Origin of the sequence: Tenuifilum sp., assembly GCF_037481895.1 — a bacterium.
In the GTDB taxonomy this organism is placed as follows: domain Bacteria; phylum Bacteroidota; class Bacteroidia; order Bacteroidales; family Tenuifilaceae; genus Tenuifilum; species Tenuifilum osseticum.
The window spans coordinates 59,193-74,318 of sequence record NZ_JBBFKU010000007.1; the positions used below are offsets into that span (position 1 = coordinate 59,193).

Genomic DNA, 15,126 nt, shown 5'->3' on the forward strand with positions numbered 1-15,126 from the left:
AAAAAAACCGCCCCAATGGAGGCGGTGTACAATCCATTATCCAAAACATTTATTTCCCAAAATAGTACAATGCAAAAACTAATAAAATCATGGAAACCCCAAAAAGAATCAGAAGTAACCTTATAAACCATTTAACCCATGTAGTGTAGGGGATTTTGGCAATTGAAAGGACTCCCATAGTAACACCGCTAGTTGGGACCAACATGCTGAATAGCCCATCGCCAAGGTGAAAAGCGGTAACAGCGGTTTGACGTCCCACTTCAAGTAAATCGCTCAGGGGAGCTACAATTGGAACGGTAAGTGCAGCCTGTCCTGAACCTGAAGGAACCAGGAAAGTAAACATTGATTGAAAAATGAAAATAACCTGCACGGAAAGTTCAGGAGGCAAGCTCTTACCTAACCCGGAAACGCTATAAAGTATAGTGTCGATTATTTTTCCCTGTGATGCAATTACAAGCAATCCTCTGGACATACCAATTATGAGGCCTGCAGTAACCATGTCCTTTGCACCAGTAATGAAAGCATCAACTGCATCGCGGGTTTTTAATCTGTAAACTATTGCTGAAAGTACACCCAAAGCAATAAATAGCGCCGAAATCTCATTAATAAACCATTTCCATTGGTTTGCCCCATAAACCAAAAGGATTAGCGATATGAATAGCAAACCAATAATGATTTTTTGCCTTATATCAAATATTTTTATCGACGAGTCTTCAGAGATCTCAACACTTCGGTCTCTATCAATTTCATAAACCGAACTGATCTGTATGTTTCTTTTAATCCGGTTTGCATAGCGCATTACAAACAAAATGGCTATTGATGTTAGCACTGTCCATATCAGCACCCTGAACTCCCAGCCGCTAAATAAAGGCAACTCAGCAATTCCGTGGGCAACTCCAATGTTAAACGGATTAGTAATTGCTGCTGCAAATCCAACGCCTGCAGCCATAAATGACATTGATATTCCCACAATAGAATCGTAACCAAGGGCAATAGCCAAGGGTATAGTTATCATTACAAAAACAAGAGTGGACTCACTCATACCAAAGGTTGCCCCGGCTAGCGAAAAAAATACCATTACAATGGGAACTATTATGCTGTTCAGCCGGGGATTATCCTTACCTCGCTCCAAAAGTCTATTCAGTGCAGCCGGAATGGCCTTAGTACGTGCTAGCATCCCAAAAGCACCCCCAACAATCAAACAAAAGCCTATTACTTGGGCAGCCTCAATAAATCCCTTTATTGGCGCTGTAAGCATCGATCCTAAACCTTGCGGCGAAGCGCTAACCTGATGGTATGTTCCGGGAACAATTACCTTTCGTCCGTTTACTAGCTGCTTCTCAAACTCACCTGCCGGTAAAATCCAGGTTAACAGAATAAGACCTATCATTATAAAAATGATGATTACAATGGTGTGGGGAAAAACAATTTTTTTACTCATGGGTGAAGGTTTAGTTCTTTGACAGTTTTAACAGTTTCTGAGTAGTTACCAGGACGTTCCTATCGTCTCTAAATCTTAAAAAGTAAATCCCATCGTGCAAATTTGATATTGAAAGTGTTGATGTTTCAGTTAACCTGGATTCCATTACTTTTTTACCGGTTACATCAAAAATTTCAAGTATTCCAGGGTTCAATACCTCAATACTCACATAATCGATAGCCGGATTGGGATAAACCTTTATCAACTTGCCTAAGTATTGGTTTTCTGGGGTATATGTAGGCACATTATTCCCTAGTATAACCGTATCGGCCGTTCCCAAAAAGCGCAACATAACCTGTTCAAACCCAGCAATATTTCTCGATTGACTATAAGGCCCCTGATTGGCAAATGCACCACTAGTCCCTGTATTACTGAAATACACCAGCGGGAAACTGCCCATTACGTTTCTTAGAAACGATTTTTGCTGGGAGTCGAAAGTGTAACAGGCAAAGGTTGAACCCGTGATTAAAAGGCCATTCTTCAGCTTATCGCGTAGCATTAAATACGATACACCGGTAACGCAATTCTCGTAGTATTGGCTATTGATAAATGCATTAGGAATAATGCATAAATTTTCTAGTAAACCTATACCACTGCTGAACTGAAGTTGACCATTATACGATGCTCCCGATGTGGTGTAGTTGTTTACTACTGATGCTCCTGCAAAACGGGCATTATCGCCCACAAAGAATGAAACCATTTCGGGCGCTTTTAGCTTGGTTTTAAGCAACAACCCATTACCCGCTGCATTCAGGTAGCTAAAAAGTTCAACACGATCGTTCGACACAAAAACAAATTTCTTTGCGGCATTTATCAATGCCTGATGCTCCGTATTCGATGAGTTAGCAGTAAGGCCCTGAATGATATCGACTTTAGCTGCTCCTTTTGCCGTAAATGTTGATTTAAGGGAGTTTGCTCTCGTCTGATCGGTTCCGGTTACTATAAGAATTGGATCGGCACTACCGCCTGCTTGGTTCACAAAGTATGCGCAAGCGTCATCGCTAGGATAATCGGTCCCGCTAAAGAACACAGTAATTCGAGAATTAATTTCGTTTACCAGCGGATTGATTGTGTTGCTGTAGCCTGACACCTCAAAAGTATTCAGGTTTATTGTGGTTCCATGAAGCAATTGGGTTAGTTCAATGTAGTCCGATTTTAGCATTGAAACCTGGGTGTCGAACGGATTAGTAGCACTATTAGCTCTATAAATTCCCACGGCACCGGTTCCGTAAACAGTAGCTATACCGTTAGGCGAAATGCAGATTGCGGTATGATCATCTATTCCAACACCCACTGCCAATTGCCCGGTCTGCTTATACCAGCTGGCCATAAAGGCCGGTATGCGGCCTAATCGCCCCCGCTCGGCAACGTGAGTATCAAATATGAAATTCCCTTGAATGGTATTTAAAAAGTCATTTGCAAGGGTAATTTGGGATGAGTAAGCGCTCATTAAAGCGGTTGATGGATCAACCGATGCTACCTGTGCGGTAAACACAATGGGGGAAAGTATCATTGCTCCAGCTGAAGTGCCAGCAAGTACTCCTCCGCTGCTGAAAACTTGCTGTAATGCCTGTTGGGTTTTTGTACCCTTGTAGTACTCGTAATACTTACTTTGGTCACCACCTTTCAAAAAAATAGCGCCATAGGTAATCAGGCTATCGTAAAGCCATTGGGAATTGGCAAGCGATTTGCTATCGATCTTAAAATTTTTTGCCCACTTAGCCCCAAACGACTTGAAGTAATTGGGTAGCCAATCGGTTTCGTCGTTAACGCTAATAATGGCAACCTTTTTGTTAGCCGACTGGGTTACCACCCAGGAGTAAGGTAAATCGCTCCACCCCCCGCTACTTTCTCCACCGCCGCCCGCAAGCATCAAAAAACCTTGACCTTTTGCATAATTCAGGGTTGCCAACATCAAAAAAACAAATGATAACGATTTGGTAATTGTTTTCATGGTTAAAAATCTATTTGATAACTAAACTATCGCCGGGCAAAAAAACGCTCACCTGAAGATTTTCACCACCAAAAAGCCCGTTGTCAACTTTTGTAATGGCTTCAGGATGCTTAACCATAAACATTTGGCCTTTGCCATAAACCTTGATAACATTTCTTTGGATGGTTATATAAGCAGAATCGTCAACACTGACTATATAATCCAATGGATTTTGCATAGCCACCGATAACATTTCGGAAAATCTATTAGGCGAATTTGACTTTACTAAAGCGATTGGTAATTCCAACAAGTCAAATCCATTTGAAATTATAATATCATTTACTCCTACTTTTTCGGTCAATAACACTGAATTGCTTGATGGATGAGCAATTTTTCTGAAAAATATTTCGTCGGCACAACCATCAGCTATAACAATTTTTCCTTTAACTGATTTTTTTTGTAATAAATTGGAAATATATAAAATGTCATTACGTTTGCTCGCATCAATTAAAAGAAAAATTAATTGATTTAAGGAAAAATCTGAATTAATAGTTTGGTTTATACTATATTTTTTTACTTTCCAATTTTTCAAGTTAAGATTACTGTATAATATTTCTGCTTTTTGTTTTTTTGAATCACTATATAGAATTATGCTATTATCTAAGTTGATATTCTTTTGAGGTATATCAATATTTTGGAATTGATTTGAGCCTAAATAGTAAAGAGTTATTGAACCATTTTGGGGTTCAATGTTTTGACTACATGAAAATAAAAGTAGTAGGAGTGATATAAACCAAAACCTAGGCATCAAAATTACTTTATAGATAATACAAATAATAATTGTGATACCCTTAACTACAACTTTTGAATAAATATTATTGGTCTAGTCCCTCCCTAAGTGTTTTAAGGGCAAGTCTAATATGCGTTTCTATTGTTTTTTCGGAGATGTTAAGCTGTTCCGCTATTTCCTTATGGCTTAGTCCTTGTTTTCGGCTAAGCTCAAATACTTTTTTCCGCTGAGGTGGTAAATCGTTTATTATTCTTTCAAGCTGTTCCTGAATATCACGGAAAATAATTTCATTCTCCAAGCGGACCTGATTTGATTCAAGGTAGTTGCTCAAATGCTCAAGGTAAGCTATCTCATTTACCCGCTTACGGTGGATATTAAAAATGGTGTTTCTGGCTATGGTGAAAAGGTATGAACTTAGGGAAAGGTTCACATCAATACGGTCGCGGGTTTCCCAAAGCTTTACAAACACTTCCTGGGTTACATTTTCGGCATCCTCTTTGGAAATCATAAAGCGGAGGGCAAAGTAGTAAATCCTTTCGGCATATAAATCGTAGAGCTGGGCAAAAGCGTCATGGTTGCCCTCAATAACCTTAAGGGCAATTTGCTTTTCCCTACTCAGCTCAACAGTAACCTCTTGGTTACTCGTATGTTCCCTTGGCTCTTGCAACTCCCTCCCTTAACAAAATTTTTCCTTTGGCTATTATGTGAACAATCTCAAAATCGTTATTAATACAAACCAAATCGGCATCGGTGCCAACCTGCACCTTCCCTTTACTTTTCAACTTCAGTATTCGCGCAACATTTGATGTTACCACAGTCAATGCCTTTTCAAGGGGTAAACCCTCCTTTAAATGGGTATCTATCATTTCGTTATAAATAGATTTGGGTTGACCCATTTCAAGCCTAACCAGTTCACCATTTTTATCAAATAAAGGGAGTGATCCGTTTGCATCGGAGGTCATTGTAATGTGCTCAAGGGGAACACCTGCCCTCACCAGTTCCACTATTGCTCTGGATGGCTTAACCTCATATTCCGGGAAGTAAGGGTAAGAGCTGGCTGTAATATCAATATACCCTTCCTTGCCGTATTTTTTAGCATCCTCAAAGATGTAATCGTTTCGGTTGCAATGGGTTGGATGGAATTGCCTGTAGCTAAGTTCGCTCTGCGAAACCGCATCGTGAATGGGTTGAAAAGGGTTTTTGGCATCGCCCATGTGAATGTTCACAATGCCAGCCTTACCTCCGAGCATACCTCCTACCCGGGCTTCCTCGGCCAACCTGATTAGCTCTGCAGTTGTAGGCCACGAACTGCGATGGTCCGAAAGGGCTATCTCGCCTGCACCAATAACTTCATCAATAAGTGCCAAATCACGTGCAATAGAGCCAGTAATGGTTGGTGTGGGTACCTGATACGATCCTGTGTACATCCAAGCCGATACCCCTTCAGCCCTTAGCGATTTTGCTTTCATGAGAACGGCCTCAGGGGAGCGGGTTATTCCATCAGTACCCAGGCAGCCTATAACGGTTGTAATCCCCCCGGCAATAAGCTGGCTGAGCTGTAGCTCTGGCGTTCGGGTCGATGGACCACCTTCGCCTCCTGCTCCTGCAATGTGAACATGGGCATCAATTAAACCAGGTATCAATTTCAATGCGGTGGCATCTATTATATCGACTTCACTACCGGGCAGCATTTTGGGGTTTATGCTATCATCAATAGCTATGATTGTCTCGTTACAAACCAGGACATCCTTTTTCCCCATGTAATCAGGGGCATACACTTCAGCGTTAGCTATAAGAGTAAACATGGACATATTTTACTGTTTTGGGTAAATTGATACCTGCTTATCAGATTTTGAATATCCAATAGGAATAGTTTTGGAAATAATAAGCAGAACTTCATCGATAGTTTCGTTATCAACAGTCATGGTTAACCTATATTTTCCTTTAAGGTCATTGCTAAGCGAGATTTCAACCCCATACCAACGGCTAAGCTTATTAACAACACTTTCAATTGGCTCATCGCTGAAAATTAGTTTACCCTGCTCCCAAGCGGTTACTTTACTAACATCAACCATTGAAACCTCAAAGCGATTCTGGTTAAAATAGTATGTGGCCGAATGGTTTGGGGCAAGGGTTACACTTTGCTCCTTCTTTGTACTTGGGTCAATGTATTTCAATTTAACCTTACCGGAAATTAAGGTTGCAGTAACCATTCCATCGGCAGGATAAGCCATAACGTTAAAAACTGTACCCAAAACCTCAACTTCAACATTGTTGGCAGCCACAATAAAGGCTTGATTTGGATTATGGGTTACCTCAAAAATTGCTTCGCCCGAAAGCTCAACTCGTCGAACCTTTTTACTGAATACTTTGGGGTACTTGATGGTTGTTTGCTTATTAAGCAACACCTTCGATCCATCGGGAAGAACAACTTGCTGCATCGAATTGCTTCCGCTAAAAACAGTTAACATTTGTTTCTCAGCAAAATTTCTATTGTTCCAAACGAAGTAAATTGCTGAAAGCGATATTGTAACCAGCACAGCAATTGATGCAGCAACCCTAAAGGATGGCTTTTGGTACCATCGAATAGTTGGTACATTATTATTATCAATCTGATTACTAATTTTTTGGAATAGCTTTTGCTTATCAAAAGATGGTTGTGAAAGTTCAGAATTGGTATTATTCCAAACCTGCTCAAGCATACTATTTGATTCGTGCGAGTTGTAAATTTCTTGCTTTTCCTTTTCGGAAGCAATCCCCAGCATCATCCGCTTCAACTGTTTCGCTTTTAGCCTTAAGCTCATTGATTTTAATTTTATTGGTAAAATTAGTCATTTATCGTAATACGTGTATACATTGCATTCCCCTTAAGCGGAATTGGTTAATAAGTATTAAATAAAAAGGGCTACCTGATTGGTAGCCCTTTTATTTGGGTCAAAGTAAAGGTCTACCTTACAACTAGCTTATTAATACCGGTTGTACCACGGTAAGTGGTTCTAACCATATAAATGCCATTACCCCAATCTTTTGTTTCAAGATTTACTCGGGTTTGGTTTTCGGTTGCGTTTATGGAAGTGCTGTAAACCATTCGCCCTAGAATATCGGTTACTACAACATCAACCTTACCTCCCAGTTGGGTGGGGACAAGAATGGTTGCTTTTTCGGAAGCAGGGTTGGGGTAAACAAGTGTATTAAGCAGGTTCTTGGCATTATCGCTAATCCCGCTTAGAACATCGTTGTAGATGTGGATATTATCAACAGCAAGGTTTGAACCACCGGGGGAACTGTTTGGAATTCCGGTATCAGGATTAACGTAAAGGTCGGTAATCAGTACAAACGCAATCCAAACCGGACGGTTGAACCAACCATCGGGAGCGCTTACTGTTTTTGCATTACGCAAGTTAATAGAGCGGGTAGCCAAACCCTGGCCAGGACGCCCAACGTACTGCGACCAGCTCTCCGGCTTAACCTCAAGCAATATATTGCCTTCTGTTTCAAAGTATGAAATGGTAGGAGTAACACCATCCACTGCAGGAGCAATTACTACCATGTAATCATCGGGATAATTGCCTGAGGTTGTAGTTGACATAGCCTGCCATGCAATGGTGGTATTATTACCTAAATCAACCTTAGGTAAAATCATCCAGTCGTATGCCTTGCCATCCATAGGCATATTACTGGTATACGATGAAGCCATTGCAACCTGGGTTCCTTTTAGCTCCTGACGATTGGTTGTTGCAACCACCCATGCGCTATCCTGCCAACGCTCTTCCCCTGGTGCTTGTGTGTAACCATCGCCATTGATTAACACCCACCCACTGGGTATTAAAATCTTATTCTCAAAATCTTCGAACAGCAGCGTTGTTCTTCCCTCTGCAGCCTTGGTTACTGTTACTTCCCATGCTTGCGTTGTGCCATCCTGAGCGGTAACAGTGTAGGTTACAGGGTTGGTGAAGTTTTGAGCCACACCACTTGCAGGTGAAATGGTAGCGTACTGTGAAATGGTAATGGTTGGCACAAGTGCTGTTAAATCAGTTGAGAAAGGAACCTCTGCGGTAACCTTATGCTCAGCAGCATTTATAATACCTGTAACAGGTGGTGTAAGACCTTCGAAGCGGAACGAAAGGATATCCTTACCGGTAGCAGGTGCAGCCTTGCTAACCGTTACAACCCAGTTGGCGTTTACACTTCCTAACTCCAGCTTGTATGTTATGGGATTTGTAAAGTCGTTTGGTGTAACGCCGCTTTCCTGAACCACATCGTTTACCTTAGCGGTGGCTCCATTGGTAGTAAACGAAGCTACAAGGTTGGTTAAATCGGTTGCAAAAGGAACTGTAGCAGTTACAGTCTTGGCTGTTTTATCAATAGCCCCATTAACCACAGGGTTTAATCCTTCAAACTTATAGGTTAAGAATTCTGGTTCGGTTGGGGCTTCCCACTCCTCAAAACTACCATTCTTTATCAGGTTTGTGGTACCACCATTCTCAAAGTAACGGGCATTATCGGCCCAGAATGTACCACTACCCGCCCAGGCAGCATCGGTTTGCATTCGTATGGCCACATAGGCTAGGGTTGCACCTGCAGGGGCAGTTCCCGATATGGTTATGGTTTGCCAATCGGCATTATCGGTTGTTGCGCTACTTGTTTTACGCTCAAGGTATGAGGTATTTGGAGCTGAGAAGAACCATAACCTTGCTGAAATTTTACAGGCTGGATCGTTATCCAGGTAATCAATGTTGAACTCATAGGTGGCTCCACCGGTTACAGCAAAGGTATCGCAAATGAAGTAAGGTGTTCCATCGTCGGTAAAGGTATACTTAACCGAGTAGAACCCATGGGTGCTCTTGGCTAACTCAGGCGTAATAGTTGATGTTTTGGAGGGATCGTACAAATCCTCACGCCAATTCTTAATAGTTGAATTTTCAACCACTTTCCAACCCTCAAAACCTCCATTCTTAATTAAGTTGGTAGTTCCACCATTCTCAAAGTAACGGGCATTGTCGGCCCAGAAAGTACCACTACCCGCCCAGGCTGCATCGGTCCCCATGCGTATAGCCACATAGGCCAGGGTTGCACCTGCAGGGGCAGTTCCCGATATGGTTATGGTCTGCCAATCGCCCGAATCGGTTGTTGCTCCGCTGGTTTGGCGCTCAAGGTATGAGGTATTTGGTGCTGAGAAGAACCACAACCTTGCTGATATTTTACATGCCGGATCGTTATCAAGGTAATCTATTTTAAACTCATAATTTGCCCCTCCTGTCACTGCAAAGGTGTCGCATATAAAGTAGGGTGTTCCGTCGTCGGTAAAAACATACTTGAGTGAATAATCACCCTCGCTTTTAACAGAATTATCGCGAGTTATGGTTGAAGTTTTTGTGGGATCGGGCAGATCCTCGCGCCAGTAAAGCGGCTGAGCAAAAGTTGCCGCTACTATGGCTACAAACAGAGTGGTGAGTAAAATTTTCGACTTCATAGGCATTGAATTTTAAAGTTTGGTTACTATACATACACCCAACTTTAAGCTATCACTTAATGGGTTGATTCTTTTTTAGCCTGGATGTCTACTTGAATTTTGAATCATCTTATTATTCCTAGTCTAACAACATTTAGAGAAATAATTTTTTTGCGATTAAGTGCATGCCCCTGATTAATTGTATTACTATAAAACTTTGAATATGACAGGGAAAAACATCCTTTTATACCTACTACTTGGTATAGTTTCGCTTTCGTTCCTGAAATGCACGCAGCAAAGCGCTAGCAAAGGCAAGCTTTATATTATTGGAGGTGGGAAACGCCCCGATGCCATGGTACAGCAAATCATAAATCTTTCAAAAATTAAGGAAAAGGGTTACCTGGTTGTGCTGCCCATGGCAAGCGAAGAACCCGATAGCGCGGCTTACTACGCCACAAAACAGTTTACTGACCGGGGTATTAACAGTGCCCTTTCAATCATTTTTCAAAAGGGCGATACAATAAAACAGTGGTGGGTTGATACCCTTAAAAAGGCCTCGCTTATTTATATCTCCGGAGGCGATCAAAAAAAGTTTATGGATATTGTAGGCGGCACTCCCATACATGAAGCACTGGTATGCGCTTACCATAACGGAGCAGTTATTGCCGGAACCAGCGCTGGTGCAGCTGTAATGAGTAAACTAATGATTACTGGCCGACAACTTAAATTTCCCGATGATGAAAGGTATGGCCATTTAGTTCCAAATAATATTGAGATAACCGAAGGGCTTGGTTTAGTAAAAAATATTATTGTTGACCAACACTTTGTTAAACGTGAACGGCTTAATAGGCTCATTGCCGTTAGCATTGAAAACCCCGATTATCTCTGTGCTGGCATTGACGAATCTACCGCACTGCTCATTTCAGGCGATAGTGCAACTGTTTGCGGTATAGGTCAGGTGGTTTTGGTAGATGCATCAAAATCTAAACCCAATCCCAACGATTCGCTCCTTGGGGCTAAAGGGCTTAAAATTGACGTTCTTTTACCCGGCGAAAGGTTTAAGCTACCTTAATTGGTACTAAATATGATATAATAAAAAATGGCGAAGAAGTTTATCTTCGCCATTTTTAAATACTATTCGTATAGTATTAACTTTTAGCTCTTCTTATAGGCTAGCCAATCGGCTTAAGGCCTCTTTAAATTCATCTCGCGGTAATGTGATATTCATAGCCAAATACCTATGACACTGCCTATCGTGGTAAAATCCTGAAAGCGGCAGTAAACCAACGCCCTTCTCAACTATTAACTTTTCAACCATTTCAACATCACGGATATCGGCGTAGCCTTTATATCCAAGCATTACCATGTACCCCGCCGATTGCTTTACGGGAATAAATTTACTATCCTTAAGTGTCTCCTGTAAAAGCTTGTAGTTCTCATCCAGAAAATCGGCTAGCATGTGCCCTTCTATCTCGGCGCTCAGAATATTGATAAAATCTTCAGCTCGGTTTAGGTTGGGGTTCGAGGTAATAGCCGAATGGATATTTTTATAGGCACCCATTAGTGGTTCGGGTGCAATACAGTAAGCAATTTCACTATCGTTAAGTGCAACAGGAATATTGAGCGAACCTATACGGTAAGCAACCTGACAAAGTCTTGGGTAAAAGTTAACGCTTGTTCCCTCAGAACTACTATAGCCCAGCTCTGCCATAGATTCGTTTAGGATTAGCTTGATTTTGGTTCCATTTATCAACCTTTGCAGCTCCTCAAAATCCTCAGCTGTTAGTGTTTGTCCGGTTAATAGATGAGGCGATGATATAACCATTAACTTGGTTGTAGCATTAATGGCTCGCTGAACCTCGCACCAATCAATGCGGAAATCGGGAGCTCTTAAAGGTATGTAAACAGGACGGGCACCACAAAGCTCTACTGCTGTTTTTAGGTTTGAAGTAAATGGCTCAAACACAATCACGCTATCGCCATCCTTTACGGTTGAAGCAATTGCTAAAAAAACCGCCAGGTTAACACCACTAACAAAGGCTATCTCGGTTTCAGGGTTTATCGCCCTAAAGTATTTTTTTAGTATGTACTTTGAGAGTTTTTGGTATGGATTCATGCTTTCTTCACGATCCATATCAAAATTGTAATCTACAATATTTCTATCAATAAACTCCTGAAATCCCTTCTCATTGGGTGTTAAAGAAGTCATGTCAATGGCCCTGTACTCCCTGATTAGCTTTTGCAAGCTGTCGTCGCTTAAAACTGTTATTTCGCCTACCTTCTGGGTCATAGTGAATTAAAAACAATGATTGTAGTTTAAAATTACAAATTGTATTTCAATTATCATATCAATTTTGATGGAATGCAGGGTTTATTTGATGAAAGCAGCTATTCGAATAGCTGGATAAGAATTGGTAGGGTTCTGAAACGTATTCCAGAACCAAGGTGAAAGCGGTAAAACGAGGCAATGGCTTCAATGAGTATTTGTCGCTGATTTTGATTTAAACTCAGCATTTCAGGGTTGAGCATGGGTGTATCAATCAAATTGCTAAGCAGATTGCTGGTTTGTTTCTCAAGCACAAAGCCGTGAGCGGGTTCTACCCCACAAAAAACACCGTTCTTTATGTCAAAGTAAGGCTCTTCTGGACTCCATCGGTTTAAGGGGTAAAACCCTAAATACCGCGAAAGCTGCACCATGAAAATCAGATGAAAGTTTGCTACACCGGTATTGAGGTTATCGAGCATTTGAACTGAACTCTCTATAAAGGCAAAGAGGTGCTGGTTTGTCTCCTGTTCTCGTACCGTTCTGTAAATTAACTCACTGAGAAAAATAGTAATTGTGAGCTTAATAGGATTTAGGTGTAGGCTGGTGAATGCGTAAGTAGGGGTAACCTCTTTTACCCTGTACATCTCAGCGTTTGGACGATAGTAGTAAACCACATCGAGAATGGATAGGGGCTGGAAGTAAACATTCAATCCCGCTTTTTTTCCCTTTGGGAAAGCGTTATTTACTAACAGAGCAATCCGCCCATGCTCACGTGCGTAACAGCTTACAATCAGGCTATTCTCCTTAAACCTAACAGTCCTAAGTACAATTACCCTATTGTGCTGTAACATGGGCCTATTTTACAAAAAGAAGTTTAGTAACAGCAGCCTGCTCGCCTTTTGAGTCGGAGCAAAATATTAGGTAAACGCCAGTAGCAACCCTCTGCCCGTTCCTATTTTTCCCATCCCATGTAGCTAAACCTCCATTTGAGCGAGTCTCATAAACAATGTTTCCAGCAATATCGGTTATTTTAACCACGCTATTGTCCATAAGCCCGGCTATGGTAATAACCCCACTATAGTTAGGGCGAACCGGATTGGGAAAAGCGTAAACCTTATCAAACGTATTAGCTGGCTCACTGGCATCGCTACGGTAGGCAATCAAGCCCTTATCGGTGGCAATAAACACCTCACCGGTAACCGGATGCGCTTTAATGCTTAGTATCGTATTTGATGGCAAGGGGCTATTCTTGGTGTTAAAATGATGTACCTGTTTTGTCCCATCGGTCGAAAAAAGGTAAACCCCCGATTTAGCGGTTCCAAACCATTTACGGTTGCCACCATCAACATCAATACACGTAACCTCTTCGGTTTCCAAGAGGTAAACAGCCAGACCTTCCACTACATCGGGTATCTTGATTTTTTGGAAACTGGTTTCGCCCTGTAATACCCTATGCGGGTTGTAACTTACCAAAACTCCCTGGTTAGTTCCTAACCATAAATAACCATCCCTGTCAAAAGCAAGTGCTGTAACCTCGTTGGAAAATAAATTGCCATTGGCGTCGCGCGGTCGGAATTTAAGGTAGATATCGTCACTTGCGGCCTCTACGTCGTTACCGGGGCTAAGGACAAACAAACCGTTATCGCGGGCTAAAGCCAACCAGATTATCCCTGATGGCGAAACGGTAAGTGAAATAATCCTTGAAGTTCCAATTGCTGTGTTATAGGGGAACGACTTCCATACCCCCTGTGCCGTAAGCACCGATATGGGATTGGGAACCTCAGAATTTGCTACCCAAAGGTTTCCCTTGATATCAATGTCCATACCAGCTATTCTGCAGTATGGTTGTCCTGGAAATACACTTTGCAGGGTGCTGTTATCGGGATTATAATGCTCCGCCAGGGTTCCACTATTAAGTTTATACAGACCTCCACCCCAGCTTGCAACAAAAAAAACATTTGGGTTACGGGGATCAGCCTTCACCCTAACCGCATCATGATTAAACCAATCAGCATAGTACGACCATCGGCCATCGGAAAAAGTATGTGCAATAAACGGGTTCCAAAAATTCCCAAAAGCTGCATCGTATGCACCCGATGCCGCCACAACCATATTTGCACTTGCATCAATGTGAAAAAATTTGTTACTAAACGGGCCTGTAGGAGTATGAACGCTTTGATCTGTAGGGGATATAATCACTAAACCATTGAATTCATCGGCAACAGCCAATGCATTGTTTTCAAGCGGTATACAATCGGCAACTTTTGGAGTGCCACCAAAAAGGTAACTGCTAACAAGTTCTAACTTCTCGCCCTGCAAGCTATATTTCTGAATAGAATTACTGCTAAAGGCAGCTATTTTCTGAAAGCCTATGGATACACCAAGGGTTTCGTCAAAAGGCCTATCAACCTCAACCCATCCAGAACCAGAATTCATCCATAGAATATCGTTACCGCTAACTTTTTCCAAAGCCAACAATTGGGTTTCATCAGCTGAAACCCCGATGCACTCCGCTGCAGGGTCAGTAAAGAATTGTTCCCTGCTCCATCGTTCATAGCTTATTAGCAAAGGATCATTTGTACTTGCGCTGTAAACACCCTGGCTTGTAGCTGCCCAAAACTTTCCATTCCAGGCAACCAACCTGTTGACCTTTAGGGTACCAGCGTTTTCAACAATAAAGTAGGTATCCTTTACCTCAAGCCTATCGGGATCAATTACCACTAAGCCAAAATCGGTTGAAACGTAAACCAATGAGTTGAAATAGTAAAAATGGTTAATGCACTTGCTGCCCAACATGGGCTTATCCTTAATGAATGGCAAGCTGACAACCCGCTTGGTGTTTTCATACACTAAATCAATGTTGCCAGATTTATACCCAACTAACGTTATCTGCTTTTGTGGTATTGCTGATAATGCAGTAATATCAACCTCGCTTAATCCGGAAACAGTTGTGTACTTGATGAGCTCGCCGTTTTCGGTATCGTAGGTAAAGTAGCCATTTGCCACTGCACAGTAAAGCTTTGAACCGCTAAAGCTAAGCTCACGGGCATCGTTAAAGGCATAGTAATCGCGCCACTGCCCTATGGCAGGTTGGGTGTGAACCTTGCAAATGCCTACAAATATGAAGGATAAAAGGATATATATCCTCTTTACCATAGCTAAAGGATTTATTTTACCCGGTGTAACTAAAGAATAAACGGTTAAT

11 protein-coding genes are annotated in these 15,126 nt (G+C 41.7%); 1 reads left to right on the top strand and 10 read right to left on the bottom strand.

The features are described from left to right. Nucleotides 1–49: 49 nt before the first annotated feature. The 7 genes from WHS63_RS03400 to WHS63_RS03430 all read right to left on the bottom strand — a co-directional run bounded on the left by WHS63_RS03400 (nucleotide 50) and on the right by WHS63_RS03430 (nucleotide 9,676). Entirely contained in the window at nucleotides 50–1,441 is a 1,392-nt protein-coding gene (locus tag WHS63_RS03400; protein ID WP_445203895.1) for a YfcC family protein, read from the bottom strand. 10 nt (nucleotides 1,442–1,451) lie between these two features. After that, nucleotides 1,452–3,434: a T9SS type A sorting domain-containing protein gene (locus WHS63_RS03405; RefSeq protein WP_445203896.1), complete on the bottom strand. Its 1,983-nt coding sequence runs from the start codon at nucleotides 3,432–3,434 to the stop codon at nucleotides 1,452–1,454. A 10-nt stretch (nucleotides 3,435–3,444) separates the two neighbouring features. Then, nucleotides 3,445–4,221 (bottom strand): hypothetical protein, encoded by a 777-nt coding sequence (locus WHS63_RS03410; protein WP_445203897.1) that lies wholly within the window; start codon nucleotides 4,219–4,221, stop codon nucleotides 3,445–3,447. 67 nt (nucleotides 4,222–4,288) lie between these two features. Then, a complete protein-coding gene (locus WHS63_RS03415) occupies nucleotides 4,289–4,870 on the bottom strand; it encodes an RNA polymerase sigma-70 factor (RefSeq protein ID WP_445203898.1) in 582 nt (193 codons plus the stop codon). Further along, entirely contained in the window at nucleotides 4,842–6,014 is a 1,173-nt protein-coding gene (gene iadA / locus WHS63_RS03420; protein WP_445203899.1) for a beta-aspartyl-peptidase, read from the bottom strand. The genes WHS63_RS03415 and iadA overlap by 29 nt, the downstream gene beginning before the upstream one ends. Before the next feature lie 3 nt (nucleotides 6,015–6,017). After that, nucleotides 6,018–7,007 (bottom strand): FecR family protein, encoded by a 990-nt coding sequence (locus WHS63_RS03425; protein WP_445203900.1) that lies wholly within the window; start codon nucleotides 7,005–7,007, stop codon nucleotides 6,018–6,020. Between the two features lie 143 nt (nucleotides 7,008–7,150). Then, nucleotides 7,151–9,676 (bottom strand): DUF5018 domain-containing protein, encoded by a 2,526-nt coding sequence (locus tag WHS63_RS03430; protein ID WP_445203901.1) that lies wholly within the window; start codon nucleotides 9,674–9,676, stop codon nucleotides 7,151–7,153. 202 nt (nucleotides 9,677–9,878) lie between these two features. On the opposite strand from WHS63_RS03430, the gene WHS63_RS03435 reads away from it, so the two are divergent. Next, on the top strand, nucleotides 9,879–10,727 hold the full coding sequence (locus WHS63_RS03435) for a cyanophycinase (protein WP_445203902.1): 849 nt from the start codon (nucleotides 9,879–9,881) through the stop codon (nucleotides 10,725–10,727). A gap of 93 nt (nucleotides 10,728–10,820) precedes the next feature. On the opposite strand, the gene WHS63_RS03440 is transcribed toward WHS63_RS03435, so the two are convergent. The 3 genes from WHS63_RS03440 to porZ all read right to left on the bottom strand — a co-directional run bounded on the left by WHS63_RS03440 (nucleotide 10,821) and on the right by porZ (nucleotide 15,077). Beyond that, complete coding sequence (locus WHS63_RS03440; RefSeq protein WP_445203903.1) at nucleotides 10,821–11,945, bottom strand: aminotransferase class I/II-fold pyridoxal phosphate-dependent enzyme; 1,125 nt, start codon at nucleotides 11,943–11,945, stop codon at nucleotides 10,821–10,823. Nucleotides 11,946–12,043: 98 nt separating this feature from the next. Next, a complete protein-coding gene (gene recO / locus WHS63_RS03445; protein ID WP_445203904.1) occupies nucleotides 12,044–12,772 on the bottom strand; it encodes a DNA repair protein RecO in 729 nt (242 codons plus the stop codon). Nucleotides 12,773–12,776: 4 nt separating this feature from the next. Beyond that, entirely contained in the window at nucleotides 12,777–15,077 is a 2,301-nt protein-coding gene (porZ, locus tag WHS63_RS03450; RefSeq protein ID WP_445203905.1) for a type IX secretion system anionic LPS delivery protein PorZ, read from the bottom strand. Nucleotides 15,078–15,126: the final 49 nt, after the last annotated feature.

Coding starts and splice junctions, on each gene's coding strand:
- WHS63_RS03440 (WP_445203903.1), bottom strand. CDS start 11,945: ATGACCCAGAAGGTAGGCGAAATAACAGTTTTAAGCGACGACAGCTTG.
- WHS63_RS03435 (WP_445203902.1), top strand. CDS start 9,879: ATGACAGGGAAAAACATCCTTTTATACCTACTACTTGGTATAGTTTCG.
- WHS63_RS03430 (WP_445203901.1), bottom strand. CDS start 9,676: ATGAAGTCGAAAATTTTACTCACCACTCTGTTTGTAGCCATAGTAGCG.
- WHS63_RS03425 (WP_445203900.1), bottom strand. CDS start 7,007: ATGAGCTTAAGGCTAAAAGCGAAACAGTTGAAGCGGATGATGCTGGGG.
- WHS63_RS03410 (WP_445203897.1), bottom strand. CDS start 4,221: ATGCCTAGGTTTTGGTTTATATCACTCCTACTACTTTTATTTTCATGT.
- porZ (WP_445203905.1), bottom strand. CDS start 15,077: ATGGTAAAGAGGATATATATCCTTTTATCCTTCATATTTGTAGGCATT.
- WHS63_RS03400 (WP_445203895.1), bottom strand. CDS start 1,441: ATGAGTAAAAAAATTGTTTTTCCCCACACCATTGTAATCATCATTTTT.
- iadA (WP_445203899.1), bottom strand. CDS start 6,014: ATGTCCATGTTTACTCTTATAGCTAACGCTGAAGTGTATGCCCCTGAT.
- WHS63_RS03405 (WP_445203896.1), bottom strand. CDS start 3,434: ATGAAAACAATTACCAAATCGTTATCATTTGTTTTTTTGATGTTGGCA.
- recO (WP_445203904.1), bottom strand. CDS start 12,772: ATGTTACAGCACAATAGGGTAATTGTACTTAGGACTGTTAGGTTTAAG.